This window comes from Blastococcus colisei (genome assembly GCF_006717095.1).
Classification (GTDB): Bacteria; Actinomycetota; Actinomycetes; order Mycobacteriales; family Geodermatophilaceae; genus Blastococcus_B; species Blastococcus_B colisei.
Genome location: NZ_VFQE01000001.1, coordinates 1,938,105 through 1,962,649, shown reverse-complemented (window position 1 = coordinate 1,962,649; position 24,545 = coordinate 1,938,105). Strand labels below are relative to the sequence as shown.

Below are 24,545 nucleotides of genomic sequence, written 5' to 3'. Positions count from 1 at the left end.
TCCGGGACTCCCGGCGCGGAAAGTCCCAGCTACACGAGGCGGTTGGTCCAGAGCAGGCTGAGGACGGCGCCGATCAGGGCGAGGACGACGCCCACCCGCACGAACCAGTAGCTGACGTCCTGCGGTTCGGTCGTGTAACCGATCTGGCTGCCCAGGTCGGCGTAGACGTCCTCGAGCTCGGCGGCGCTGGCCGCCTCGCTGTAGCTGCCGCCGGTCGCGTCGGCGATCTCCTCGAGCGTCTGCCGGTCGACCGGCACGGGAACCGTCTCGCCGTCCAGGTCGAGGGTGCCGTAGTCGGTGCCGAACGCGATGGTCGACACCGGCACGCCGGCGGCCCGGGCCGCGTCGATGGCCTGGGTGTCCTCGCGGCCGACGGTGTTGTAGCCGTCGGACAGGAGCACGATGCGGGCCGGTACCTCGTCCTCCTCGCCGGCCTCCAGGCTGGACTGGTAGTTCTGGATGGCGGACAGCGACGTGAAGATCGCCTCCCCGATGGCCGTGGCCTCGGCGAGCTCGAGGTTGTCGATCGCCGTGGCCACCTGGGCGCGGTCGGTGGTGGGCGCGACGACGGTGGTCGCGGTTCCGGCGAAGGAGACCAGGCCCAGGTTGATCCGCTCGGGCAGGACGTCCACGAACTCCTTGGCCGCGGTCTGCATCGCCCGGAAGCGGTCGGGCTCGACGTCGCGGGCCTGCATCGACAGCGACACGTCCACGGCCATCACGACCGTCGCCCGCTCCCGCGGCACCCGCACCTCGGTGCTCGGCACCGCCAGGGACACCACGAGCGTGGCCAGCCCCAGCGCGACGATCCCGAAGGCGAGGTGCCGCTTCCAGCCCGGCCGCTTGGGCACGAGCGAGCCGAGCAGCGCCACGTTGGTGAAGCGCGCCGCGTACGCCTTCCGGCGCAGCTGCAGGACGACGTAGACCGCGACCAGTGCGGCGACGAGGAGCAGGGCCAGCAACCACAGGGGCTCCTGGAAGGTCATCGGGAAGCCCCGCCACTGCCGGCGCGCCGGCGTTCGGCGACGAACCGGACGACGTCCATCAACCAGTCGCGGTCGGTGCGCAGGCGCAGGTGGCCGGCTCCGGCCCGGCGCAGTGCCGCGGCAACCTCCTCGCGCTGGGCCGCCGCGCCCGCGGCGAAGCGGGCGCGGAACTCAGCGTCCCCGGTGGGCACCTCCAGCGTCTGGCCGGTCTCCGGGTCGACGACGGTCAGCAGTCCGACGTCGGGCAGCTCCAGCTCCCGCGGGTCGACCACCTCGATGGCGAGCAACTCGTGCCGGGTGGACAGCCCGCGCAGCGGCCGCTCCCAGTCGCTGTCCCCGAGGAAGTCCGAGATCACCACGACCAGGCCCCGGCGGCGCTCGGGCCGGCGCAGGGTCTCCAGCGCCGCGGCGAGGTCGCCCCGTCGTCCGCTCGTCGCGCGCGGGGTCGCCACCACCGAGCGCAGCAGCCGCTCCGCGGCCAGTCGTCCCGGCATGGCGGGGTGCCGGTCCACCCGCTCCCCCGTGGTGATGACAGCGCCCAGCCGGTTCCCGCCGTGCACGGTCAGGTGGCCGACGGCGGCCAGCCCGGCGATGGCGAGGTCGCGCTTCTGGCAGTTGGCGGTGCCGAAGTCCAGGCTCGCGGACAGGTCGACGACGGCCCACGTCTCCAGTTCGCGGTCGGCGATCGTCTCCCGCACGTGCGGGACCTGGGTGCGCGCGGTGACCGGCCAGTCCATCCGGCGGACGTCGTCCCCCGGGTGGTACGTGCGCGAGTCGCCCGCCTCCGAGCCCGACCCGGGGACGAGACCCAGGTGGTCCCCCTGCAGCAGCCCGTCGAGCCGCCGTCGCACGGTGAGCTCGAGTCGGCGCAGCAGCACGTCGGCCGGACCGTCGGTGAAGCGCGGCGGCGCGCCGTCCCCCGCCCCCGGCTCGATCCCGGAACCCGGTGTGGCCGGGTGCAGGAGGAGCCCGGGGTGCTCGGGAGCCGGCTGCGGCGGCTGTGGGGCACGACGACGCAGGATCACGCCGGGTGCGGCCCTTGCGCGTAGCCGTTGGCCGACGGCCCGCCCTGGCCCTCGGACCCGTTGTGCGGGACCGCCCCCTGCGGCCCCGGGTGCAGCTGGGGTGGGCCGAAGTGCGGAACGTGCGGCCCACCGGGCGTACCGGGCCCGAAGCCGGTGGCGTTCTGCCGGGGGGCGACCTGCGGCAGCGGAACCGTCTGCACGATCCGCTTCACGATGTGGTCCGCGGGGACGCCGTCGGCCAGGGCGTCGTAGGAGAGCACCAGCCGGTGCCGCAGCACGTCGGCGGTGATGTCGAGGACGTCCTGGGGCAGCACGTAGTCCCGCCCGCGCACCAGCGCCAGCGCCCGGCTGGCCGCGATCAGGCCCAGCGACGCCCGAGGGCTCGCGCCGTAGGACACCCACGTCGCGACGTCCTCCATGCCGTGCTCGCGCGGCGTCCGGGTGGCGACCACCAGGCGGACGACGTAGTCGACGAGCGCGTGGTGCACGAACACCTGCGAGGCGGCCTTCTGCAGCCGGCGCAGTTCGTCGGGTCCCAGCACCGTCTCGGCGACGGGGGGCTCGGAGCCCATGCGGTAGACGATCTCCCGCTCCTCCTCCGGGCTCGGGTAGTCGACGAGCACCTTCATGAGGAAGCGGTCGCGCTGTGCCTCGGGCAGCGGGTAGACGCCCTCGGACTCGATCGGGTTCTGGGTGGCGAGCACCAGGAAGGGGTCGGGCAGCGGATGGGTGACGCCGCCGATCGACACCTGCCGCTCGGCCATGACCTCCAGCAGCGCCGACTGCACCTTGGCCGGCGCGCGGTTGATCTCGTCGGTGAGCACGAAGTTGGCGAAGACCGGCCCGAGCTCGGTCTCGAAGGCGTCCTGCCCGGCCTTGTAGATCCGGGTGCCGATGATGTCGGCCGGAACGAGGTCGGGGGTGAACTGCAGCCGGGCGAACTTCCCGCCGACGGCGGTCGCCAGCGTCTCGACCGCGAGCGTCTTCGCCACACCCGGGACGCCCTCGAGCAGCACGTGGCCCCGGGCCAGCAGCGCGACGAGCATCCGCTCGACGAGGCGGTCCTGGCCGACGATGACCCGCTTGATCTCGAACAGCACGCGCTCCAGCCGGGCCGCGTCGGCCGACGGCGGCACCGGCGAATCGGCGCGGGCGGGCTGCGGGTCGGACGGGATCTCGATCGGCGTGCTGGCAGCGCTACTCACGCCGACTCCTCGCTTGCGCTCGTCGTCAGCGTTCGCGGGACTGCTGTGCTCGTGCGTTCGCTCGCAAGCTCGCTCACGGTGCTCCCTGGTCGTGCCGGCCGACGGCTGCCGGCGGGAGCAGCTGTCGACGGGGCGGCAGGACCGTCCCCCGTGCCAGTGTCCTACATCGGTCCGACCGACGGCTGGCAACACCGGAGGAGCTGCCTGGGAGTCCCCTGGGAGTCTCGGGTCACGCGTCCACAACCTCTGCCCCGGGGGCACCGTGACTGCTAGCCTTGGCACCGCGTCGGGCAGCTCCCCCCGTGGCTGCCCGACGCCCTGTCTTCATGCGCTGGGCCGGCCGGCCCCGATGTAGCCCTTCCAGCGCATCTCCGTGACCTGCACGAACGACCCGCTCTGCGGCGCCTCGAGGATGCGGTCCCCGCCCAGCCAGATGGCCACGTGGTGGATGGTCGCCGGGTCGGACGTGTTCCGCGCCCAGAACACGAGGTCTCCTGGACGGAGGTCGTCCCTCGACACCTTCGGCAGCGCCGAGTACTGCCAGCTGCTGTTCCGCGGGATCGAGATCCCGGCCTGCCCGTAGGCGTACTGGGTCAGCCCGCTGCAGTCGAAGCCCCAGACGTCCTCGTCTCCGCTGTGGCCGTAACCCGGTCCCCTGGTGCCGCCGCCGCCCCATGCATAGGGCAGGCCCTCGTAGGCCATCGCCGCGTCGATGGCGATCTGTGCCTTGGACGCGTCGCCGGCCCCCGCCGAGGTGCTGTTGCCCGACGGCGCCGGAGTGGTCTGGACGGGGGGCGGGGGCTGCGGAGGGGCTGTCACCTGGGCGGCACGTTCGGCGGCCGCCCGCTGACCGACCAGTGCGGTCAGCTCGGCCTGGGCGCCGGCCAGCTCGGTCGTCAGCTGGGCCTGCTGGGTCTCCAGCGCCGCGGCCTGCTGCCGCGCGGACGCCTCCGCCGTCTCGGCGACGGCGAGGCTCGCGGCGGCTTCCTCCTGCAGCCGGACCGCGGTCGCGAGGGTGTTCGCGGCCAGGGTCTCGGCCTCGGCGGCCTGCACCCGGAGCACGGTGACCTCGGTCAGGACGTCCGAGCGATGCGAGCCCGCGGCCTCGAGCAGCGCTGCGCGCTGGATGAGCTCGCCCGGGTCGGCGGCGGTGATCAGTGCGGCCGCACCGGCGAAGGTGCTGCCCTCCATGTAGCTGCGGCGGGCGAAGGCCATCATCTGCGTGCGCGCCACGCCCAGGTCGGCGTCGGCCTGCGCGGCGGCGGCCGCAGCGGCATCGGCCTGCTGCTGGGCGGCGAGGTACGAGGCCTCGGTCGCCTGATACTGGTCCAGGGCGATGAGCGCCGTGACCCGGGCGTCCTCCACGGCCTCCTCAGCGGCCGTCAGCTGCCCCGACAGCGCGCCGATCCGGGCCTGGACGGCGTCGGCCTGGGCCTGCGCCGTCGCGATCTGCGTGTCGCTGGGCCCGGGCGGGACGGCCGCGGCGACCGACGGGGTCAGGCCGACGGACAGCGCCACGGCGACGGCCAGGCCGCCGATCCGGGCCGCGTTCGGCGCCCAGCTCGGGCGCGCGACGGCGCCCGCATCACGACGAGCGCTGCGCGCGGAGGAGCTCCACGTACCGCTGTCCACCGATGCAACCTCTTCCGGCGCAGGCGACCCCTGGGGGCCGGCGCCACTCGACATCCGGCGCCCGGGAGGGCGCCACCGTAATCGAGATCGGCGTCACAGAGGCATCCGTTGAGCGCGTCTCACCCCGTGGGGGGAGACGACACGGTCGGGGGACGCGCGCAGGGTCCCGCCGCGAGCTGGTGACGTGCTGGAACGGCCACGCTTCGAGGGCCCGCGCCGAGCCGGTGACGTGCTGAGCGGCCCCGCTGCAGGGCCCCGGCGTGAGCTGGCGAGCGTCGGGGGCAGCGGGGTCCTTCGATCAGTTGATCTGGCGCTCGGAGTCCTTCCAGAACGACTCGCGGAGCTTGAACTTCTGGATCTTGCCGGTGGCCGTGCGGGCCAGCTCGTCGCGGAACTCGACGCGCTTGGGCAGCTTGTAGCCGGCGATACGGCCCCGGCAGTGCGCGACGATCTCCTCCGCGGTGACCGTCTCCCCCTCGGCGACGACGACCAGCGCGGTGACCATCTCGCCCCACTTGTCGTCCGGCACGCCGATGACGGCGACCTCGGCGACGGCGGGGTGGCTGAAGACGGCGTCCTCCACCTCGATCGAGGAGACGTTCTCCCCGCCGGTGATGATCACGTCCTTCTTGCGGTCGGAGATGGTCACGTAGCCGACGTCGTCGATCGAGCCGCCGTCCCCGGTGTGGAACCAGCCGCCCTCCAGCGCCTCCGCCGAGGCGTCGGGGTTCTCCCAGTAGCCGGCCAGCACGGTGTTCCCCTGCGCGAGCACCTCGCCGGACTCGCTGACCTCCAGCCGGGTGCCCAGCCCGGGGACACCGGCCCGCGACAGCCGCCTGGCGCGCTCGTCGGCGTCCAGGTCGTCGTACTCGGCGCGCGGCCGGTTGATGGTGAGCAGCGGGGCGGTCTCGGTGAGGCCGTAGATCTGGTTGAACTCCCAGCCCAGCTCGGCCTCCACGCGGGCGATCGTCCTCGAGGGCGGCGGAGCGCCGGCGACGATGATCCGCACCCGGTCGCGCCCGGGGATCTCGCCGTCCCAGTCGGCGGCGGCCTCCAGGACGGCGTTCCACACGGCGGGCGCGCCCGCCATGACCGTGACCCCGTGCCACTCGACCCGGCGCAGGATCTCCGCGCCGTCCACCTTGCGCAGCACGACCTGCGTGGCCCCGAGCCCGGCCATCGTGTACGGCAGGCCCCAGCCGTTGCAGTGGAACATCGGCAGCGTGTGCATGTAGACGTCGCGGTCGCTGACCTGCATGTGCATGCCGAAGGTGACGGCGTTGACCCACAGGTTGCGGTGGGTCATCTGCACGCCCTTGGGCCGCGCCGTCGTCCCGCTGGTGTAGTTGATCGTGGCGGTGGCGTCCTCGTCCGGCGCCGACCACGGCCGGGGTTCGGTGTCGAAGCGCAGCAGCTGCTCGTACTCCTCCCCCGTGCCGAACCGGTGCTCGGACTCGACGCCCTTGAGCGAGGACTCGAGCTCCGGGTCGACCAGCAGCACGCGGGCGCCGGAGTGCCCGACGATGTAGCTGACCTCCTCGGGCGAGAGCCGGAAGTTGATCGGCACCGCCACCCGTCCGGACGACGGCACCGACAGGAGCAGCTCCAGCAGGCGGCCGGCGTTGTGGCTGACGATCGCCACCCGCTCGCCCTCGCCGATGTCCAGCCCGTCGAGACCTGCCTGCAGGGCGCGGCCACGGCGGGCCACCTCGCGGTAGCTCACCTCCCCGAGCGAGGGGGCGGGCTGGCTCGGCTCGTCGACGATGCCCACGCGGTCGCCGTAGACGAGCTCGGCCCGGTCGAGGAAGTCGCGGGTGGTCAAGGGCACGCGCATGCCGGCTCCCGGGGTGTGGGGCCGGTCGAGCCGGCCGCTCGTCGTGGTCCCCGTCACGCTAACGGCCGGAACCGGCCATCACGAGTGCTGGTGCGCCGTTCCCAGCAGCAGCGGCAGGGAACGCCCGATCGGCTCCCGGACGACGAGGTCGGCGAGCGGGTCGTAGGGCGTCGGCTCGGCGTTGACGACGACGATCCGAGCGCCGTACGCGGCCGCGATGTCGGTCAGACCCGCCGCGGGATGGACGGTCAGCGACGTCCCGACGGCGAGGAAGACGTCGCACTCCGACGCCGCGTCCGCTGCGGCGGCGATGACGGCGGAGTCCAGCTCCTGGCCGAAGCTGATCGTGGCCGACTTGAGGATGCCGCCGCACACCACGCAGGCGGGGTCGGGGGCGCCGGCGTCGATGCGCTCCATGGCGCTGCCCATCGTCGTCCGGTCACCGCAGGACAGGCAGGCCACCTCGTGGATGGTCCCGTGCAGCTCGAGGACGACGCCCGGCGAGGAACCCGCCTGCTGGTGGAGCCCGTCGATGTTCTGGGTGAGCAGGGCACGCAGCCGCCCCTGGCGCTCGAGGTCGGCCAGCGCCCGATGGCCCGCGTTCGGTGCGATGTCGCCCGTCAGCTCCCGGCGCATCAGCCACGCCCGACGGCGGATGTCCGGATCGCTCACGTAGTACGAGAGCGTGACGAGCTTCTCGGCGTCGGGGTCCTTCGTCCACACGCCGTTCGGACCGCGGTAGTCGGGGATGCCGCTCTCCGTGGAGATGCCCGCACCAGTGAGGACGACGATGCGCCGTGCCGCGCTCAGCCAGTCGGGCAGGGGTTCGGGGACGGCTCCGGTCACGCGTCCACGGTAGGAGCGGGGACCCGCTCGTGCGTGGCTGTCCCGGGGAGGGTCCGGGGAGACATCCGCCGGCGCCACGCCCGCCACTGCGCCGCCACGAGGACGACCGCGACCGCGTAGACGGCGCCCAGGAGGGTGTCGATCACGTAGTGCTCCCCGGCCCACACGAGCACGACTGCCATCGCGGGCCCGTAGCCGAGCAGCACGACCCGCTGCCACCGCCGGCGCGCGACCGGGAGGAGCACCAGGCAGACGAGGACGGCGAAGGCGGTGTGCAACGACGGCACGGCCGCCACCTGGTTGACCTGGCCCTGGCTGTCGGCGAGCAGGGCTCCGGCACGGGGCAGACCGAGCACCTCCCAGCCGGCACCGCTGAGCCGGCGCACCGGCTCGATGACGCCGTCCTTCGCCGCCAGCCACGGCGGCGCGGCCGGGTAGAGGACGTACGTGGCCAGCCCGGCGGCCGACAGCCCGACGACCAGCCGGGCGAAGGTCTTCCACCGGTCGCGGTTGCGGACCCACAGGACTCCGAGCACGACCGGCGTCACGACGAAGTGGCTCGCGTAGACCAGCGAGGCGACGGCCTTCCACCAGTCGGCCTGCCAGTACTGCTGCAGCACGACCGTCGGCAGGCTGCCCCCGGACAGCCAGCGGTCGGCCGTGGCGAGTTCCGCGACGTGCACGGTCGCGCCGAAGCCGTCGGCGAGGCCCCGGCTGGCGTCGTAGGCGAGCAGCAGGGCCACCAGCGGCAGCCAGTCGGCGAGGAGCCGCCCCACGCGGCGCGGGCCGTCGGCCACGGCGTACAGCGCCAGCCCGGCCACGACCCAGCCCAGCAGGACGACGCGGTCGGTGGGCAGCCCCACGATCGCGCAGGTGACGGCGAAGGACAGGCCCAGGGCGGAGACCAGCAGCCACCGCACGACGAGGCGCCGACGAGCACGGGTGTCGGAGGTGCCCGCCGGCGCACGGCCGGCCATCCGCTCTCCGGGCAGGGGCGTGCGGGGGCTGGGGATCGCCGCGGTGAGCGCCGCTGACTCGACCACGGTCATGGCCAGGGACGGTAGGCACCGGGAAGCGCTCCCACCAGCGACGCGCCCCGGGTTCACCCTCCCGCGCGGCCCCTGAGGCGCCGGTGACTGGTGGGGGGAAGGCAGGCGCAGGAGGTGACGGACGTCACCGGGTGAAGGAAGGTTCCCCTGACCCGGTGCGTCGATCGCTGAGCTGGGATGATCGAGGCGGAACCCAGCGCGACGATCCAGCCGCGACGAACCAGCGAGGGGTAGGCGCAGAAGAGTGGCAGCCAGCAAGGACAGCTTCGGAGCCCGGTCGACGCTCACCGTCGAGGGGACCGACTACGACATCTACCGACTCGACGCGGTGGAGGGCTCCGAGAAGCTGCCCTTCAGCCTGAAGGTCCTCCTCGAGAACCTCCTGCGCACCGAGGACGGCGCGGACATCACCGCCGACCACATCCGGGCGATCGCCGGCTGGGACCCGTCGGCCGAGCCCGACCAGGAGATCCAGTTCACCCCGGCCCGCGTGGTCATGCAGGACTTCACCGGCGTGCCCTGCATCGTCGACCTCGCCACCATGCGCGAGGCCATGGCGGAGCTGGGCGGCGACCCGCAGAAGATCAACCCGCTCGCCCCGGCCGAGCTGGTCATCGACCACTCCGTGATCGCCGACGTCTTCGGCACGCCGGAGTCCTTCGAGCGCAACGTCGAGATCGAGTACGAGCGCAACGGCGAGCGCTACCAGTTCCTCCGCTGGGGCCAGGGCGCCTTCAGCGACTTCAAGGTCGTCCCCCCGGGCACGGGCATCGTGCACCAGGTCAACATCGAGCACCTGGCCCGCGTGATCTTCCCGCGCCAGGAAGGTGACAAGGTCGTCGCCTACCCCGACACCTGCGTCGGCACCGACAGCCACACCACGATGGTCAACGGCCTGGGCGTGCTGGGCTGGGGCGTCGGCGGCATCGAGGCCGAGGCGGCCATGCTCGGCCAGCCCGTCTCGATGCTCATCCCGCGCGTCGTCGGCTTCAAGCTGACCGGCGAGCTGCCGGACGGCGCCACCGCGACCGACCTGGTCCTCACGATCACCGAGATGCTGCGCGAGCACGGCGTCGTCGGGAAGTTCGTCGAGTTCTACGGCGCCGGCGTCTCCGCCGTCCCGCTGGCCAACCGCGCCACGATCGGCAACATGAGCCCGGAGTTCGGCTCCACCGCGGCGATGTTCCCCATCGACGAGGAGACGATCACCTACCTGGAGCTGACCGGCCGTTCCCGCGAGCAGGTCGCCCTGGTCGAGGCCTACGCCAAGGAGCAGGGCCTCTGGCACGACCCGTCCCGCGAGCCCGCGTTCTCCGAGTACCTCGAGCTGGACCTCGCCACGGTCGTGCCGTCGATCGCCGGCCCGAAGCGCCCGCAGGACCGTGTCGCCATCACCGAGGCCAAGCCCGCGTTCCGCACGGCGCTCGCCGACTACGTGGCCGCTGACGAGACCGGCGGCGAGGACCGCAAGCCCGGCGTCCCCGGCCACGAACAGCCCTATGGCGTCGAGTCCGAGGCCGACGAGGCCTCCGCGGAATCGTTCCCGGCGTCGGATCCGGTCAGCCCGTTCGCGCACGGCAACGGCGAGGCCGGCAAGCCGCACCACGTCGACGGCAAGGCGGTCGCCGACCGTCCCTCCAAGCCGACGCGCGTCGTCATGGAGGACGGCACCGAGACCGAGATCGACCACGGCCACGTCGTCATCGCGGCGATCACCTCCTGCACCAACACCTCCAACCCGCAGGTCATGATCGGCGCCGCGCTGCTGGCGAAGAACGCCGTCGAGCGCGGGCTGACCAGCAAGCCGTGGGTGAAGACGACGCTGGCCCCCGGGTCCAAGGTCGTCATGGACTACTACGAGAAGGCCGAGCTCACGCCGTACCTGGAGAAGCTCGGCTTCTACCTCGTCGGCTACGGCTGCACCACCTGCATCGGCAACTCCGGCCCGCTCCCCGAGCCGGTGTCGAACGCCGTCAACGAGGCCGACCTCGCCGTCGTCTCCGTGCTCTCGGGCAACCGCAACTTCGAGGGCCGGATCAACCCCGACGTCAAGATGAACTACCTGGCGTCGCCGCCGCTGGTCATCGCGTACGCGCTGGCCGGCTCCATGGACGTCGACCTGAACAACGACCCGCTGGGTCAGGACACCGACGGCAACGACGTCTTCCTGCACGACATCTGGCCGTCGCCGCAGGAGGTCCAGCGGGTCATCGACCACGCCGTCTCGGCGGAGCAGTTCGGCAGCAGCTACCAGGACGTCTTCGCCGGCACCGAGCAGTGGCAGAACCTGCCCACGCCCACCGGGGACACGTTCGAGTGGGACACCGAGAGCACCTACGTGCGGAAGCCCCCGTACTTCGACGGCATGCCGGCCGAGCCGGCCGCGGTCGAGGACATCTCCGGCGCCCGCACCCTGGCGGTGCTCGGCGACTCGGTGACCACCGACCACATCTCCCCGGCCGGTTCGATCAAGGCCGACAGCCCCGCGGGCAGGTACCTGCGCGAGCACGGTGTGGACCGGCGCGACTTCAACTCCTACGGCTCCCGCCGCGGGAACCACGAGGTCATGATCCGCGGCACCTTCGCCAACATCCGGCTGCGCAACCAGCTGGTGCCCGGCACCGAGGGTGGCGTCACCAAGAACCACCTCACCGGCGAGACGACGACGATCTACGACGCCTCGCGCGCCTACATCGACGCCGGCATCCCGCTGGTCGTGCTGGCCGGCAAGGAGTACGGCTCGGGTTCGTCCCGCGACTGGGCCGCCAAGGGCACCGCGCTGCTGGGCGTCAAGGCCGTCATCGCCGAGAGCTACGAGCGCATCCACCGCTCGAACCTCATCGGCATGGGCGTGCTGCCCCTGCAGTACCCCGAGGGGCAGAACCGCGAGTCGCTCGGCCTGACCGGCGACGAGGAGTTCACCATCACCGGGATCACCGCGCTGAACGACGGCTCGGTGCCCCGCACGGTCAAGGTGAAGGCCGGGGACGTCGAGTTCGACGCCCGCGTCCGCATCGACACCCCCGGTGAGGCGAACTACTACCGCAACGGCGGGATCATGCAGTACGTGCTGCGCTCGCTCCGCGGCTCGGCCGCCTGACCGACGGGACCTGAACCCTCATGGACCTGGGCCTGGGCGGTCGCGGATTCCTGCTCACCGGCGCGAGCCGGGGGCTGGGGTTCGCGACCGCCCGGGCCCTCGTCGATGACGGGGCCCGGGTGCTCGTCAGCTCCCGGTCCGAGGACGGCGTCGCGGGGGCGGTCGACACGCTCGGCGGCGCGCCCGGCGCATTCGGGCTGGCCGCGGACCTCGCCGATGCCGACGTCGCCGGGCAACTGGTGGCCGAGGCGCGGGAGCGGCTCGGCCGGGTCGACGGCGCGCTGATCTCGGTGGGCGGCCCGGCACCTGGCACCGTTCTCGAGACGGCCGAGGAGGACTGGCGGACCGGCGTGGAGAGCGTCCTGCTCGGGCCGCTGCGCCTGGTCAGGGAGCTGGTCCCGCACCTGGGCGAGGGCGCCGCGATCGTCTTCGTCCTCTCCACCTCCGTCCGCCAGCCGATCGGCCACCTGGCCATCTCCAACGGCCTGCGGCCCGGGCTCGCCATGACGGCGAAGGCACTGGCCGACGAGCTCGGTCCGCGCGGCATCCGGGTGCTCGGTCTGATGCCCGGCACCATCGCGACCGATCGGATCGCCGAGATCGAGGCCGCGTCCGGCGACGCCGACGCCATGCGGGCGCGGACCGAGGCGGGCATCCCGCTGCGACGGGTGGGCCGACCCGAGGAATTCGGCCGGGTGGCTGCCTTCGCCCTCTCCCCCGCCGCTTCCTTCGTGACCGGGACCATGATCGCTGTCGACGGCGGCGTCACCCGCTCGCTGTGAGCCCACCCGCCGCAGGACCGGTCCTCGTCGCGTGCGCGCACGGCACCCGTAACCCCACCGGTCGCCGGCTGATCGCCGAACTGGCCCTCGCCGCCCGCACGCAGCGGCCCGGGCTGGTCACCACGGCCGCCTTCGTCGACGTCCAGCCGCCCACCGTCGTCGACGTGGTGGCCGGCCTGTCGGCCGAGGGGCGGCCCGCCGTCGTGGTCCCGCTGCTCCTGTCGGGCGGGTACCACGTGCACGTCGACATCGCCGGCGCAGTGGCCGACGCCGAGTCGGCGGTCGCGGCCCGACCGCTGGGGCCGGACCCGCGGCTGGTCGAGGTGCTGCACGACCGGCTGCTGCAGGCAGACGCCGACCCCCGCGATCCGCTGACCGCCGTCGTCCTCGCGGCGGCCGGGTCCAGCGACGTCCGGGCGGTCGCCGACGTCGAGGGCACCGCAGACCTGCTCCAGCGCTCGTGGGCCGGGCCGGTGACCACCGGGTACGGCTCGGCGGCCCAGCCGCCGGTACCCGACGCGGTGCTGGCGGCCCGGCGGGGCGGCGCGGAGCAGGTCGTCGTCGCGTCGTACCTGCTGGCGCCCGGCCACTTCCACGACAAGCTGGCCGGGGCAGGCGCCGACGCGGTGACCGCTCCCCTGCTGCCGGACGACCGGATCGCCGCGATCCTCCTGGACCGCTACGACGCGGCCCTCGCCGACTGACTCAGGGCTGCCAGCCGAGGACGGTCCCGCCCAGGATCAGCGTCAGGGTGAGCACGGCGGCGGCGGTCACCGGCACGACCGGCGTCCACCAGGACCGGAGGATCGCCAGTCGGACCAGCCACAGCGCGAGCACCACCCAGACCAGCCACAGCGGCAGCAGCGCGTAGAGGGGGACCACGAGGCCGCTGGTCAGGTAGAAGAACCCGACCACCAGGTGTGCGGCCCCGGCCAGTCCGGCGACGAGGAGCGGCCCGAGCGCAGCCTGCGGTGTGGTCGGCACGGCCGCAGTATGCCCAGGCCCCGTCGTGGTGGCTCGGCAACGCCTACCCGGGGAGCTGCGCCACCTCCTCGGCCAGTTCTGCACGTCTCGCCGCGATCCGCTGCAGCCCCTGCTCGGAGTCGAGCACCGCCCGGAGGCCGGCCTTGAGCACCGGACCTCCTGCGCTCGAGACGGCGCCGGCGGTCGACGGAGGGGGCGCCGTCGCGGCGGCCGTCGGAGCCGGTGAGCCGGCGTCGTAGAGCTGCCGCAGGATGAGCTCCACGCCGTCCAGACGCCCCCAGAGGTAGTCGTTCTCGCGCCATTCGGCCTTGGCGAAGCCGCCGAAGTGGTGCAGCGAGACGCCTTTCAGCTTTCCGCCGTCCGGGGTGGGCAGTGCGGCGGCGGCCAACGGGCTGAACTGCGCGACACCGATCGGCGTGAACTGGGGCAGCTCCGCCAGGGAGACCGTCGGGAAGATGAGGCCGTCCCAGAAGGGGAAGGCGAGGTACCGCGACAGCAGCGCCCGCCGGTAGTCCGCTCCCCACGCCTGGGTCGTTCGCTGGAAGATCTCCCACAGGGGCGTGCTGCCGTCGCCGAGGGCGGCCTCCAGCGCATCCCGGTAGGCCCGGAACAGTGTGGTGAAGTCGTTCCCGTGCGTCTCGGCGAACACCCGCGGATCGGCCAGGAGGCTGTCGTCCAGTTCCGCGGGAGCGAGGAAGGCGACGGCCTCCGCCGGTACGTCGCTCACGACCTCGCCGGGGATGCGGCGGAGCTCCTCCAGGAGATCCCACGCCGCCGTCTTCAGCGTGTCCAGGTCGTGACGGAGAGGGGCATGGGGGCCGGCTCCGATCTCGTCGTAGAGCGCGTTGACGCCGGCGAGAAGGAACATGAGGCGGCGCTCCCGGTACGGGATGTCCGCCGGGCGGAGGAACGTCATGAGCGTCGTCGGATCCGGGTCGGCCCACTCCGGTCGCCCACGCGCCCACTCGCCGATGGCCGCCCGCAGGAAGCTGGTCCGGCTGGAGTCGGGCGGGAAGACGAAGCGCTGCGCTATCTCGTCGGCCATGCGCCGCGCGGCGGCTTCCACCTTGAGCCGGCAGTAGGTCGGGAAACCGGCACCGAGGTGCTCGCGGGCACGGACGTGCACCGCGTCCGACAGCTGCTGCACGGCAGCATGCCCGTTCCCGGCCGAGCCCGACTCGTCGTCCGGCGGCGGCCACAGCAGGTCGAGTTCGTCCCTCACCAGATCCTGCACCGCGTCCATCTGGCTCTTCGCGATCGCGCCGACCTCGCCGATCTTCCGGTTGAGGTCCCGCAGAGCGATCAGGTCCCGGAGCACGCCGTGTGTGCCCTTCACCCCGAGGACGGCCTTGGAGACGCCGCCCAACCACGACGGCGGACCCGGTGGCGGTCCGTCGGGCGTGGCGGGCACCAACGGCCGGCCCGGATCGGGCTCGATGTAGACCAGCCGCCGCAGGACCTCCGTCTCGGCCCGCTTGCGGCTGATGGCGGCCACCACGAGGTCGAACGGAGCGTTGTCCAGGACGCCACCGTCGACGAACCAGGCGTCCGCGGCCTTCGCATCGCCCTCGTCGTAGGGGTAGACGAACCGGTCGGAGAGCGTGTCGGGGAACGGCCGCTTCTTGCATTCCTCCGCGAACTTGTCCATCCGGATCGGGGCGAAGGCCCCGGGAAAGCTCGACGTGGCCCGGGCAGCGAACGCGAGATCCGGAGAAGCGTCCTTGCCGAAGTCACCGGTGTCGCCGTGGGCCGCGACGAAGCGGAGGACCTGGGCGTGCTGACGGTCGCGCTGGCTGGCACCTCCGGCCCCGGTCGGGACGAGCACCTCGAATCCGTGCAGGTCCGTGAGGGTCACGTAGAGCTCGAGCGAACCGTTGGGCGGCAGCAGCGTGCCTCCCTGAGTGGCCGTTCCGTCGATGTCCGTGATCGCCCGCAGCAGCAGGGTGGACATGAGCTCGCCGCGCAACGGGGACGGCGCATCGTCCTCCCTCCCGAGCTTCCCGAACAGTCCTGAGCGGAGCAGCCGGGCGGCGGCGAGGACGGCCCTCGTCCGCACTCCGCCGAGCGGGAGGCTGCGCAGGAGCTTGCGCAGGTCGCCCTCCTCGATCCACACGTCCTTCAGCGACTCCTGGGCGCCGTCGAGCGCGAGAACCTTGCCCAGGACCACCCCGTTGATGCCGCCGGCCGACGTCCCGGCGATGACGTCGACGGCCACCGAGAGCCGTCGGCCGGCCCGGGCCAGTTCGCGCAGCGCCTCGAAGTAGGCCCACTCGGTCTCGTCGGTGCCGAACGGATTCGGTTCGTCCAGGTGCCCGACACCGTCGAACCGACGGGAGGCCCGCACCAGCTTGTGCAGCTCCTTGGTCACCCCGTGCATGTAGACGGCCAGCGAGACGCCGCCATAGCAGACCAGGGCCAGGCGGAACTCGATCCGCTCCGCGGGCCGGGTCTCCGGCTGCGGAGCAGTGTGCGGCTCCTGCTGGGTCGTGACCTGGGACGGGAGCTGGGTCGTGACCATGGCGGCACCTCTCGCGCGATGCTGTGCATCGAGAGCTCGTCGTCGACCGCCGGGAGGCTCTCGGGCGCCGAAGTGTCCTCGCGTCGTCGCCGGTCGGGCAAGGGATCCGCGAGCGACCGGGGTACTGGCCGGATCGGCCGTCGGCGTGTCGCCGTCGAGGCCCGGCGTGTGTCAGGCCGGCCCGGGCCCCGTGGCCGTCTCCCGGGTGGGATCGGCCGACCACTGCGACCACGACCCGGGCCACAGCGCCGCCTCGATGCCGGCGGCGGAGAGCGCCGCCACCTCGTGGGCAGCCGTGACCCCCGAGCCGCAGTAGACGCCGACGGTGCCGCCGGGCCGCGCGCCGAGCGCGGCGAACCGCTCCCGCAGCTCCGCCGGCGATCGGAAGGTCCCGTCGGGCGTCAGGTTCTCCGTCGTCGGGGCGCTCACCGCGCCGGGGACGTGGCCGGCCCGCAGATCGACGGGCTCGGTCTCCCCCCGGTACCGCTCCCCCGCTCGCGCGTCCAGCAGAACGCCGGACGACGGCAGCGCCGCCGCCTCGTCGATCGAGAGCACGGGCATGCCGTCGCCGGTGAGCGTCACCTCTCCAGGCCCGGGGACGACGGCGCCGGCCTCTACCGTCCCGCCGGCACGGCGCCAGGCGTCCAGCCCGCCGTCGAGCAGCCGGACGTCGGTCAGACCACCCCACCGCAGCAGCCACCAGGCACGGGCAGCCGCCAGACCTCCAGTTGCGTCGTAGGCCACCACCGTGTCGCCGTCGCTGATGCCCCAGCGCCGGGCCGCTGCCTGCAGTCGCTGAGACGACGGCAGCGGGTGTCGTCCCTCGGCGGCCGACGGCGGGCCGGCCAGCTCCGTCTCCAGGTCGACGAACACGGCGCCGGGCAGGTGACCCTCGAGGTACCGCTCCCGGCCACGGTCGTCGCCGAGCGCCCAGCGCACGTCGAGCAGCACGGCGCGGGTCGGGTCGGCGGCGAGCAGGTCGGCCGCGGAGACCAGGACGCCCACGGGTCAGCCCACCGCCGAGCTACGCGGCAGACCGGCTTCCGAGCCTTCCGATTTCGGCTTGGCGCCCATCCCGGTGGTCACTGCGCGGTGAGCAGGCCGCGCAGCTCCTCGGTCAGCGCCTCGCGCTCCTCGGGGAAGGCGTGGAAGGCCGCCGGGGTCGACTGGAACAGCGAGATCCGCCAGCGGCCGCCGCCCTCGTCCACCGCGACCAGGGTGTGCACCGTGTGCAGGTCCGGGTCGAGGTCGTTGGCGCCCGGCGGGATCATCCCGGCGTGTGCCAGCAGGACGGCCACGCCGGCCGCGATCGGGCGGACGGACCGGACGATGCCGACGTACGCGGGCGTCTGGTGGCTGCCGAAGATCGCCCGGAGGTCGGCGGCGATGGACAGCCGGCCACGGTGGTGGCTGCCGTCGAAACCGATGATGTCCCCGTCATCGGCGAACCCGGCCGCGACGGACGCACCGCTGCGCCGGTTCCACCCGTCGAGGAACTGGTGGTACAGCGCACGGATCTGGGCGTCGTGCGGATGGGCTGCGGTCACGTGCTCTCCTCGCTGGCGCTCGTCGGCACGTGCCAACGGTGCTGCATCCTCCGGCGTGACCTCGCAAGCTCGGTCACGCCGCCTCAGACTTCTCTTCACGTACTGGGACAGGAGTGACGGTAGTGCTCAGGCGACCTCGACCGTTCGACGCTCGCCGTCGGCGAACTGGGTCCGGTAGAGGTCGGCGTACCGCCCCCCGAGTGCCAACAACGCCTCGTGCGTGCCCGACTCCGCTACGCGACCGTTGTCGATGACGAGGATCTGGTCGGCGCTGCGGATCGTGGACAGCCGGTGGGCGATCACCAGCGACGTCCGGCCGCTGAGCGCGGCGTCGAGCGCGTGCTGGACGGCGACCTCGGACTCGCTGTCCAGGTGAGCTGTCGCCTCGTCGAGGATCACGATGCCCGGCGCCTTGAGCAGCACCCGGGCGATCGCCAGCCGCTGCTTCTCCCCGCCCGACATGCGGTAGCCACGGTCGCCGACGACGGTGCCCATCCCCTCCGGGAGCGAGCGCACCAGGGCTGCGATCCGCGCCCCCTCGAGAGCCGACCACAACTCCTCCTCGCTCGCGTCGGGACGGGCGTAGAGCAGGTTCGCCCGGATGGAGTCGTGGAAGAGGTGCGCGTCCTGGCTGACCACGCCGATCGCGCTCCGCAGCGAGTCCAGCGTCGCCGTCCGCACGTCGATCCCACCGACGCGGACCGACCCGCCCGTCACGTCGTAGAGCCGAGGGACCAGGTTGGCGATCGTCGACTTCCCGGCCCCGGAGTGCCCGACCAGGGCGACCAGGTGGCCCGGCTCGACCCGGAAGGAGATGTCGTGGAGGACGTCGACCGGCCCGCCGTGCTCGGGCAGCGAGACCTCTTCCAGTGACGGCAGCGAGACGTCCGAGGCCGACGGGTAGCTGAACGACACCGCGTGGAACTCGATCGACCGGTCGTCGGCCGGTACCGGCACCGCGTCGGGCGCCTCGGCGATCATCGGTGCAAGGTCGAGCACCTCGAAGACCCGGTCGAAGCTCACCATCGCGCTCATGACGTCGACCCGGACGTTGGCCAGCGCGGTGAGCGGGCCGTAGAGGCGCGACAGGAGCAGCGCGAGCGCGACGACGTCCCCCGGGCTCAGCGACCCGGTGAACGCCAGCCAGCCGCCGAGTCCGTAGACCAGCGCGGTGGCCAGCGCCGCGACCAGGGTCAGTGCGGTGAAGAAGAACCGGCCGTACATGGCCGACAGGACGCCGATGTCGCGGACCCGGGCGGCACGGTCGCTGAAGGACGCCGCCTCGGCCGACGGCCGGCCGAACAGCTTGACCAGCAGCGCGCCGGCGACGTTGAAGCGCTCGGTCATGGACGCGTTCATCGAGGCGTTGAGCCCGTAGGACTCGCGGGTGATCTCCTGCAGCCGCTTGCCGATCCGGCGCGCGGGGAGGACGAACAGCGGCACGAGCACCAGCGACAGCAGCGTGATCTGCCACGAGAGCGTCAGCATCACGCCCGCCGTCAGCGCCAGGCCGATCACGTTGGACACCACGCCGGACAACGTCGAGGTGAACGCCTGCTGCGCCCCGATGACGTCGTTGTTCAGCCGGCTGACCAGCGCACCGGTCTGCGTGCGGGTGAAGAAGGCGACCGGCATCCGCTGCACGTGCTCGAACACCCGGCTGCGGAGGTCGTAGATGACCCCCTCGCCGATGCGGGCGGAGTACCAGCGGGTGGCCAGGGAGATGGCGGCGTCCACCACGGCCAGGCCGGCGATGAACAGCGCGATCCGGACGATGTCGCCGGCCGTTCCCTCGAGACTCGCGATCCGGTTGACGATCTCACCGGCGAGCAGCGGGGTGATCACTCCGATCAGCGAGGAGCCGACGACCAGCGCCAGGAAGAACGCCAGTTCCCGGCGGTACGGCCCGGCGATGCCGAGGATCCGGCGCACCGTGCCCTTCGGCAGCTCGCGTGCCGTCACCGACGGGTCGCGCCGGAACGACCGCATGGCGGCCATGGAGGTCATCGGACCGCTCACGTCCACACCGCCTCCTCTCGTCGACCGGCCAACACCGCGCCCGGCCGGGCTGTTCCGAGGAGTCTTCCAGTGGGTTACGACAGGTTCAGCGTCGTCCGGCCAGCTCGTGCAGCCGCTCGACCTGGGCGGCGCGCTCGGCGGCGTCCTGCACCGCGGGGTCGTTGCGGACGGCCGAGCGCACGAGGGCGGCCGTCGCCCGGCTCGCGGCGACCGGCGCGGCGGTCAGCGCCGCGACGAGGTCGGCGACGGTGGCGTCGAGGTCCGCCGTGGGGACGACGAGGTTCGCCAGCCCGATCGACTGCGCCTCGGCGGCCTTCACCGCGCGGCCGGTCAGGCAGATCTCCATCGCCCGCGAGTAGCCGACCAGCTCCATGAGGGTGCTGGTGCCGGTCAGGTCCGGCACCAGGCCGAGCGTGGCCTCCGGCAGCCGCAGCTGCGCGTCGTCGGTGAGCACCCGCAGGTCGCAGGCGAGCGCGAGCTGAGCACCGGCTCCGATCGCGTGCCCCTGCACGGCGGCCACCGAGACGATCCCCGGTGACCGGAGCCACCGGAAGCCGGCCTGGTACGCGCGGATCCGGTCCTGCGCCTCCTCCGCCGGCATGTGGCCGAGCTCGCCGAGGCCGCCGTTCGTCGACGGATCGGCGCTGAAGAGGCTGCGGTCCAGGCCCGCGGAGAAGGAGCGTCCCTCGCCGCGCAGCACGACGACACGGACGTCGTCGTCCAGCGAGGCGCCCACGGCGGCCAGCGCCGTCCAGGTCGCGGGCGTCTGGGCGTTCAGCTGATCCGCGCGATCGAGGGTGACGGTGAGGACGGCGCCGTCCCGGCTCGTCCGGACCCAGCCGTTGTTCTCGAGTTCTGGAGGGGTCACGCCTTCTTACTATTCCGGTTGGCCCCACCGCGGCTGCGCAGTGTGGCCCCGGACTCCGACAGGAGGCGGTGGATGAACCCGTAGGACCGGTTCGTCGACGTGGCCAGGGAACGGATGCTCTCGCCGCCGTCGTAGCGCTTGCGGAGCTCGTCGGCCAGCGACGACCGGTCACCTCCGGTGATGCGCTTGCCCTTGCCGAGTTCGGCAGTGTTCGAGTCGGCCATGACTCCCCTCCGTGTCAGCCGCCGGCCCACGTCAGCACCGCATGCGGCCGGTCGGTCCCGGCCCGGTGATGGCAGTCCGTCCCCTTGAGCGCCGCCGTCCCGCTGACCACGACGTCCCTGGACCCATGATCACGCACAATCCGGCCACCCGCGACGCGAGAGAGGAGGTCGTCCGACGAGGCGCCATCTGATCTGTCGGCCTCCGGCCGACACCGCGGCCACGTGCCGTGCCCCGGGGATGCTGAGCCGTTACGTCGCGCCTGCGCGGAACCCTTCGGGCCCCACCCGGCGCGACACCGCCGAGCGGCTCGCTAGGCCAGCTCGACCAGGTCGGCGAGGTCCTCGCTCCAGGTGTCCTCGGTGCCGTCGGGCAGCAGGATGACCTTGTCGGGGTTCAGCGCCCGCACCGCTCCCTCGTCGTGGGTGACGAGCACGATGGCGCCCGCGTAGGTGCGCAGCGCCTCGAGCACCTGCTCCCGGCTGGCGGGGTCGAGGTTGTTGGTCGGCTCGTCGAGCAGCAGCACGTTGGCGCCGGAGACCACCAGCGTGGCCATGGCCAGCCGGGTCCGCTCACCGCCGGAGAGCGTGCCGGCCCGCTGGTCGACGGTCTCGCCGGAGAAGAGGAACGCCCCGAGGATCCGGCGCAGCTCGGTGTCGGTGCTGTCCGGCGCGGCCGACCGCATGACCTCGAGCAGGCTGCGGTCCATGTCGATCGTCTCGTGCTCCTGGGCGTAGTAGCCCACGCGCAGCCCGTGGCCGGCCTTGACCTCGCCGGTGTCGGGGGTCTCGGTGCCGGCCAGCATCCGCAGCAGCGTCGTCTTCCCGGCTCCGTTGAGCCCGAGGACGACGACGCGCGTCCCCCGGTCCACCGCGAGGTCGACGTCGGTGAAGATCTCCAGCGAGCCGTAGCTCTTCGACAGGCCCTCCGCGGTGAGCGGCGTCTTGCCGCAGGCCACCGGGGTCGGGAAACGCAGCCTGGCCACCTTGTCGTGCACGCGGACGTCCGCGAGACCGGCGGCCAGCCGCTCGGCCCGCTTGTCCATGCTCTTGGCGGCCTTGGCCTTGGTGGCCTTGGCGCGCATCTTGTCCGCCTGGGCGTTGAGCGTGTCGATCTTCCGCTCGGTGTTCGCCCGCTCCTGCTTGCGGCGCCGCTCGTCGGTCTCCCGCTGCTGCAGGTACCGCTTCCAGCCGAGGTTGTAGATGTCGACCGTGGCGCGATTGGCGTCCAGGTGCCACACCTTGTTGACGACGGCCTCGAGCAGCTCGACGTCGTGGCTGATGACGATGAGGCCCCCGCGGTGGCTGGAGAGGAAGCCCTTCAGCCAGGTGATCGAGTCGCCGTCCAGGTGGTTGGTCGGCTCGTCGAGCAGCAGGGTCTCGGCGTCGGAGAACAGGATGCGGGCCAGCTCGACGCGGCGGCGCTGACCGCCGGACAGGGTGCGCAGCGGCTGGGCGAGGACCCGGTCGGGCAGGCCCAGGTTGGTGCAGATCCGGGCGGCGTCGCTCTCGGCGGCGTACCCGCCCATGGCGGCGAACTGGTCCTCCAGCCGGCCGTAGCGGCGCACCGCCTTGTCCCGCTCGACGTCGTCGGCCGGCTCGGCCATGGCGATCTGGGCCTTGACCAGCTGGGCGCGCAGGACGTCGAGCCCGCGGCCGGAGAGGACGCGGTCGCTGGCGGTGATGTCCAGGTCACCGCTGCGCGGGTCCTGCGGCAGGTAGCCGATCTCGCCGGAGACGTCGACCTTGCCGGCGTGCGGGATCCGCTCCCCCGCCAGCGTGGTGAGGGTGGTCGTCTTGCCCGCGCCGTTGCGGCCGACGAGGCCGATCCGGTCGCCGGGCTGCACGCGGAGGTCGGCCTCGCTGATGAGGATGCGGGCGCCGGCGCGCAGCTCCAGGCCGGTCGTCGTGATCACTGATACCAGGGTAGGCGCTCTCGGCCCGACACCACGACCGCGCTCAGGGTGACATCGGCGGCATCACCCGCCCGGGCGTGTCGCCCGAGGGACCGCGAGCCCGCGCCGCACGGGCTGCTGCCGAGGGGCGGGGAGGCACTGACCGGGTGCCCCTCGGGGTGCGCCGCCCTACGGTGGGAGCGCCTCGGGGGAACCGGAAAGGGGGCGTCGATGGGCCGGCCGGTCAGCACCGCACCGCTTCCTCCCCTGCCCTACCGCGCCCGGCCGCCGCAGGTGCTGCTCGGGGTGGGTGCGGTGCTGCTGGTCAGCGCCGGCGCGTCGGTCGCCTCCGCGTACGGCGGCAGCCCGGCGCGGATCCTGCTGCTCGCCCTCGCCGGCACGGCCACCTGGTACTCGCTGCGGGCCGCGCGGACCGGGCTGCGCAGCTCCGAGGAGACGCTGGCCGCCTCGGCAGCCGGGCTGGCGCTGTCCGGCGCCGACCTGGGCGGTCCGCTGTTCGGCGGGAACCCGGGGTCGGCCGCGGTGCTCGCCGCCGGCTTCCTGGTGCTGCACCGTGCCGCGCCGACCACGATCACCTGGCCGCTCGCGGCCTGGGGCGGCGGGCAGCTGGCTGTCCTGCGCACCCTCGACGACATCCCTCCGGCCCTGCACACCGGGGTCTTCCTCTCCGTCGCCCTCGTGGGCTTGGGCATCGCCCTGTTCGGACGGCGGATCGTCGCGCGGGCCGCACTGGTCACCGCGGCGCCCTGGTGGCTGGTCGGCGCTGTGGGCGGCTCGTCGAGCGCGTGGGGCGACGCCGGCGCCGAGCGGTGGCTGTCGGCCGCGATGATGATCGCCGCCGCCGCAGGTCTGCTGCTGGCGCGGCTGCGCGCGGAGCTCGAGCCGCTGATGGGTCCGCCGGTGGCCGTGCCGGTCCTGGCCGGGATCGTCGCCGGCGCGGCCGTCACCGGCGCGTTCTCGTCCCTGGGCACCCTCGCGATGACCCTGACCGGCTATGCCGGGGTGCTGACGGCGAACACGGCGGCGGCCACGCTGACCGGCTGGCGGCGGGGGCTGTTCCTCCCCGTCGCGCTCGCCGCGGGGATCGTCATGGCCCTGCTGTGCATCGTCCAGTTGCTCGTCCGGGAACGGTGGTCCGAGCTCAGCCTCCTGCTGCTCCTCACCGCGCTACCGACGGTGGTCGTCGCCGTCCGCCGTCCCGACGACCGCCCCGTCGCCCTGCCCGTGACCGTCGGCTGCCTCGCCGGGGCGACCCTGCTCGCGCTGCCCGACGGCCTGGTCGGTCCGGTCGGCGCAGCGGTGCTCCTGACGATCCTCTACGCCGTCGCCATGACCGTCGGCGCGGCGCTGGACGCGTCCTCCCGGCGCGCGACGGTGCGGGCGGCGGCATTCTGCTCGCTGGCCACCGCGGCCTTGCTCCGGATCGAGGACGAACGGACGACGCTCGCGGTCCTGCTGGCCGTCCAGGGAGCCTTCACCCTCACGTGGGCCTGGCGCACGCACGTCCCGGGGCAGCCGCTCGACACCACCTCCGCGACGGCCTGGCGGGGCGGGGCGCTGCAGTTGGTGGCCGCCGCCTGGTTCTTCGCGGCCGCCGCCGACCTCGCGGCGGTCGAGTGGTACTCGCTGCCCGCGGCGGCCGGGCTGCTGATCGCGGCGGGCCCGCGGCTGACCGACGGCCCGTCCTGGCCGGCTTGGGGGCCCGGCCTCCTGGTGGCGGCGCTGCCGTCGGCCGTCCTGGCGGTGACGACGTCCGACGGCGATCGTGCGGTGACGGTCCTGATCGTCGCCGCGGTCGTGCTCGTGGCCGGGGCGCGGACCGGGGTGCGCGCGCCCCTGCTGGTCGGGGCGGGCACCGCGCTCGCCCTCGCGCTCGGCTTCACCGTGCGCGCGCTGCCCTGGCCCCTGGCGACGGCGCTCCTCGTGGGTGCCGCCCTCCTGGCGCTCGGGATGCGGCGGGAACGGTTCCCCGTCGACGGCTTCGGCGCCCGCCTGGCCGACCTCCGCTGAGCC

The 24,545-nt window shown here is 73.1% G+C and carries 19 protein-coding genes; 4 read left to right on the top strand and 15 right to left on the bottom strand.

Going from position 1 to position 24,545, the window contains the following annotated elements:
- Positions 1-29 precede the first annotated feature (29 nt).
- The 7 genes from FHU33_RS09275 to FHU33_RS09245 all read right to left on the bottom strand — a co-directional run bounded on the left by FHU33_RS09275 (position 30) and on the right by FHU33_RS09245 (position 8,577).
- Positions 30-986, bottom strand: coding sequence for a VWA domain-containing protein (locus FHU33_RS09275; RefSeq protein WP_142025104.1), 957 nt, complete (start codon positions 984-986; stop codon positions 30-32).
- Entirely contained in the window at positions 983-2,011 is a 1,029-nt protein-coding gene (locus FHU33_RS09270; protein ID WP_142025103.1) for a DUF58 domain-containing protein, read from the bottom strand. The genes FHU33_RS09275 and FHU33_RS09270 overlap by 4 nt, the downstream gene beginning before the upstream one ends.
- Positions 2,008-3,216, bottom strand: coding sequence for an AAA family ATPase (locus FHU33_RS09265; RefSeq protein WP_246063440.1), 1,209 nt, complete (start codon positions 3,214-3,216; stop codon positions 2,008-2,010). The genes FHU33_RS09270 and FHU33_RS09265 overlap by 4 nt, the downstream gene beginning before the upstream one ends.
- Positions 3,217-3,540: 324 nt before the next feature.
- Entirely contained in the window at positions 3,541-4,848 is a 1,308-nt protein-coding gene (locus FHU33_RS09260) for a C40 family peptidase (RefSeq protein ID WP_142025102.1), read from the bottom strand.
- A gap of 298 nt (positions 4,849-5,146) precedes the next feature.
- Entirely contained in the window at positions 5,147-6,682 is a 1,536-nt protein-coding gene (locus FHU33_RS09255; protein WP_142025101.1) for an AMP-binding protein, read from the bottom strand.
- 78 nt (positions 6,683-6,760) lie between these two features.
- Entirely contained in the window at positions 6,761-7,528 is a 768-nt protein-coding gene (locus tag FHU33_RS09250; protein WP_142025100.1) for an SIR2 family NAD-dependent protein deacylase, read from the bottom strand.
- Positions 7,525-8,577, bottom strand: a complete 1,053-nt coding sequence (locus FHU33_RS09245) for a phosphatase PAP2 family protein (protein ID WP_142025099.1) — start codon at positions 8,575-8,577, stop codon at positions 7,525-7,527. The genes FHU33_RS09250 and FHU33_RS09245 overlap by 4 nt, the downstream gene beginning before the upstream one ends.
- 244 nt (positions 8,578-8,821) lie before the next feature.
- On the opposite strand from FHU33_RS09245, the gene FHU33_RS09240 reads away from it, so the two are divergent.
- The 3 genes from FHU33_RS09240 to FHU33_RS09230 are packed head-to-tail and all read left to right on the top strand — an operon-like array spanning position 8,822 to position 13,163.
- Positions 8,822-11,677 (top strand): aconitate hydratase, encoded by a 2,856-nt coding sequence (locus FHU33_RS09240; RefSeq protein WP_142025098.1) that lies wholly within the window; start codon positions 8,822-8,824, stop codon positions 11,675-11,677.
- A gap of 20 nt (positions 11,678-11,697) precedes the next feature.
- Positions 11,698-12,459 carry an SDR family oxidoreductase gene (locus FHU33_RS09235; RefSeq protein ID WP_142025097.1) on the top strand — a complete coding sequence of 254 codons (762 nt, stop codon included), beginning with the start codon at positions 11,698-11,700 and terminating at the stop codon, positions 12,457-12,459.
- Positions 12,456-13,163 (top strand): sirohydrochlorin chelatase, encoded by a 708-nt coding sequence (locus tag FHU33_RS09230; RefSeq protein ID WP_142025096.1) that lies wholly within the window; start codon positions 12,456-12,458, stop codon positions 13,161-13,163. Before FHU33_RS09235 ends, FHU33_RS09230 begins: the two co-directional genes overlap by 4 nt.
- 1 nt (position 13,164) lies before the next feature.
- Here FHU33_RS09230 and FHU33_RS09225 read toward each other — a convergent pair whose 3' ends face one another.
- The 8 genes from FHU33_RS09225 to FHU33_RS09190 all read right to left on the bottom strand — a co-directional run bounded on the left by FHU33_RS09225 (position 13,165) and on the right by FHU33_RS09190 (position 22,532).
- A complete protein-coding gene (locus tag FHU33_RS09225) occupies positions 13,165-13,443 on the bottom strand; it encodes a DUF4349 domain-containing protein (protein WP_142025095.1) in 279 nt (92 codons plus the stop codon).
- Positions 13,444-13,486: 43 nt separating this feature from the next.
- Positions 13,487-15,961, bottom strand: coding sequence for a patatin-like protein (locus tag FHU33_RS09220; protein ID WP_142025094.1), 2,475 nt, complete (start codon positions 15,959-15,961; stop codon positions 13,487-13,489).
- 171 nt (positions 15,962-16,132) lie between these two features.
- Positions 16,133-16,966 (bottom strand): sulfurtransferase, encoded by an 834-nt coding sequence (locus FHU33_RS09215; protein WP_142025093.1) that lies wholly within the window; start codon positions 16,964-16,966, stop codon positions 16,133-16,135.
- A 77-nt stretch (positions 16,967-17,043) separates the two neighbouring features.
- Positions 17,044-17,508 carry an SgcJ/EcaC family oxidoreductase gene (locus tag FHU33_RS09210; protein ID WP_142025092.1) on the bottom strand — a complete coding sequence of 155 codons (465 nt, stop codon included), beginning with the start codon at positions 17,506-17,508 and terminating at the stop codon, positions 17,044-17,046.
- Between the two features lie 126 nt (positions 17,509-17,634).
- A complete protein-coding gene (locus FHU33_RS09205) occupies positions 17,635-19,527 on the bottom strand; it encodes an ABC transporter ATP-binding protein (RefSeq protein WP_246063438.1) in 1,893 nt (630 codons plus the stop codon).
- An 85-nt stretch (positions 19,528-19,612) separates the two neighbouring features.
- Entirely contained in the window at positions 19,613-20,395 is a 783-nt protein-coding gene (locus FHU33_RS09200; RefSeq protein WP_142025091.1) for an enoyl-CoA hydratase/isomerase family protein, read from the bottom strand.
- Positions 20,392-20,619, bottom strand: coding sequence for a helix-turn-helix domain-containing protein (locus FHU33_RS09195; protein WP_142025090.1), 228 nt, complete (start codon positions 20,617-20,619; stop codon positions 20,392-20,394). Before FHU33_RS09195 ends, FHU33_RS09200 begins: the two co-directional genes overlap by 4 nt.
- A 311-nt stretch (positions 20,620-20,930) precedes the next feature.
- Complete coding sequence (locus tag FHU33_RS09190) at positions 20,931-22,532, bottom strand: ABC-F family ATP-binding cassette domain-containing protein (protein WP_142025089.1); 1,602 nt, start codon at positions 22,530-22,532, stop codon at positions 20,931-20,933.
- Between the two features lie 210 nt (positions 22,533-22,742).
- On the opposite strand from FHU33_RS09190, the gene FHU33_RS09185 reads away from it, so the two are divergent.
- On the top strand, positions 22,743-24,542 hold the full coding sequence (locus tag FHU33_RS09185) for an SCO7613 C-terminal domain-containing membrane protein (RefSeq protein WP_142025088.1): 1,800 nt from the start codon (positions 22,743-22,745) through the stop codon (positions 24,540-24,542).
- The last annotated feature ends 3 nt before the right edge of the window (positions 24,543-24,545 follow it).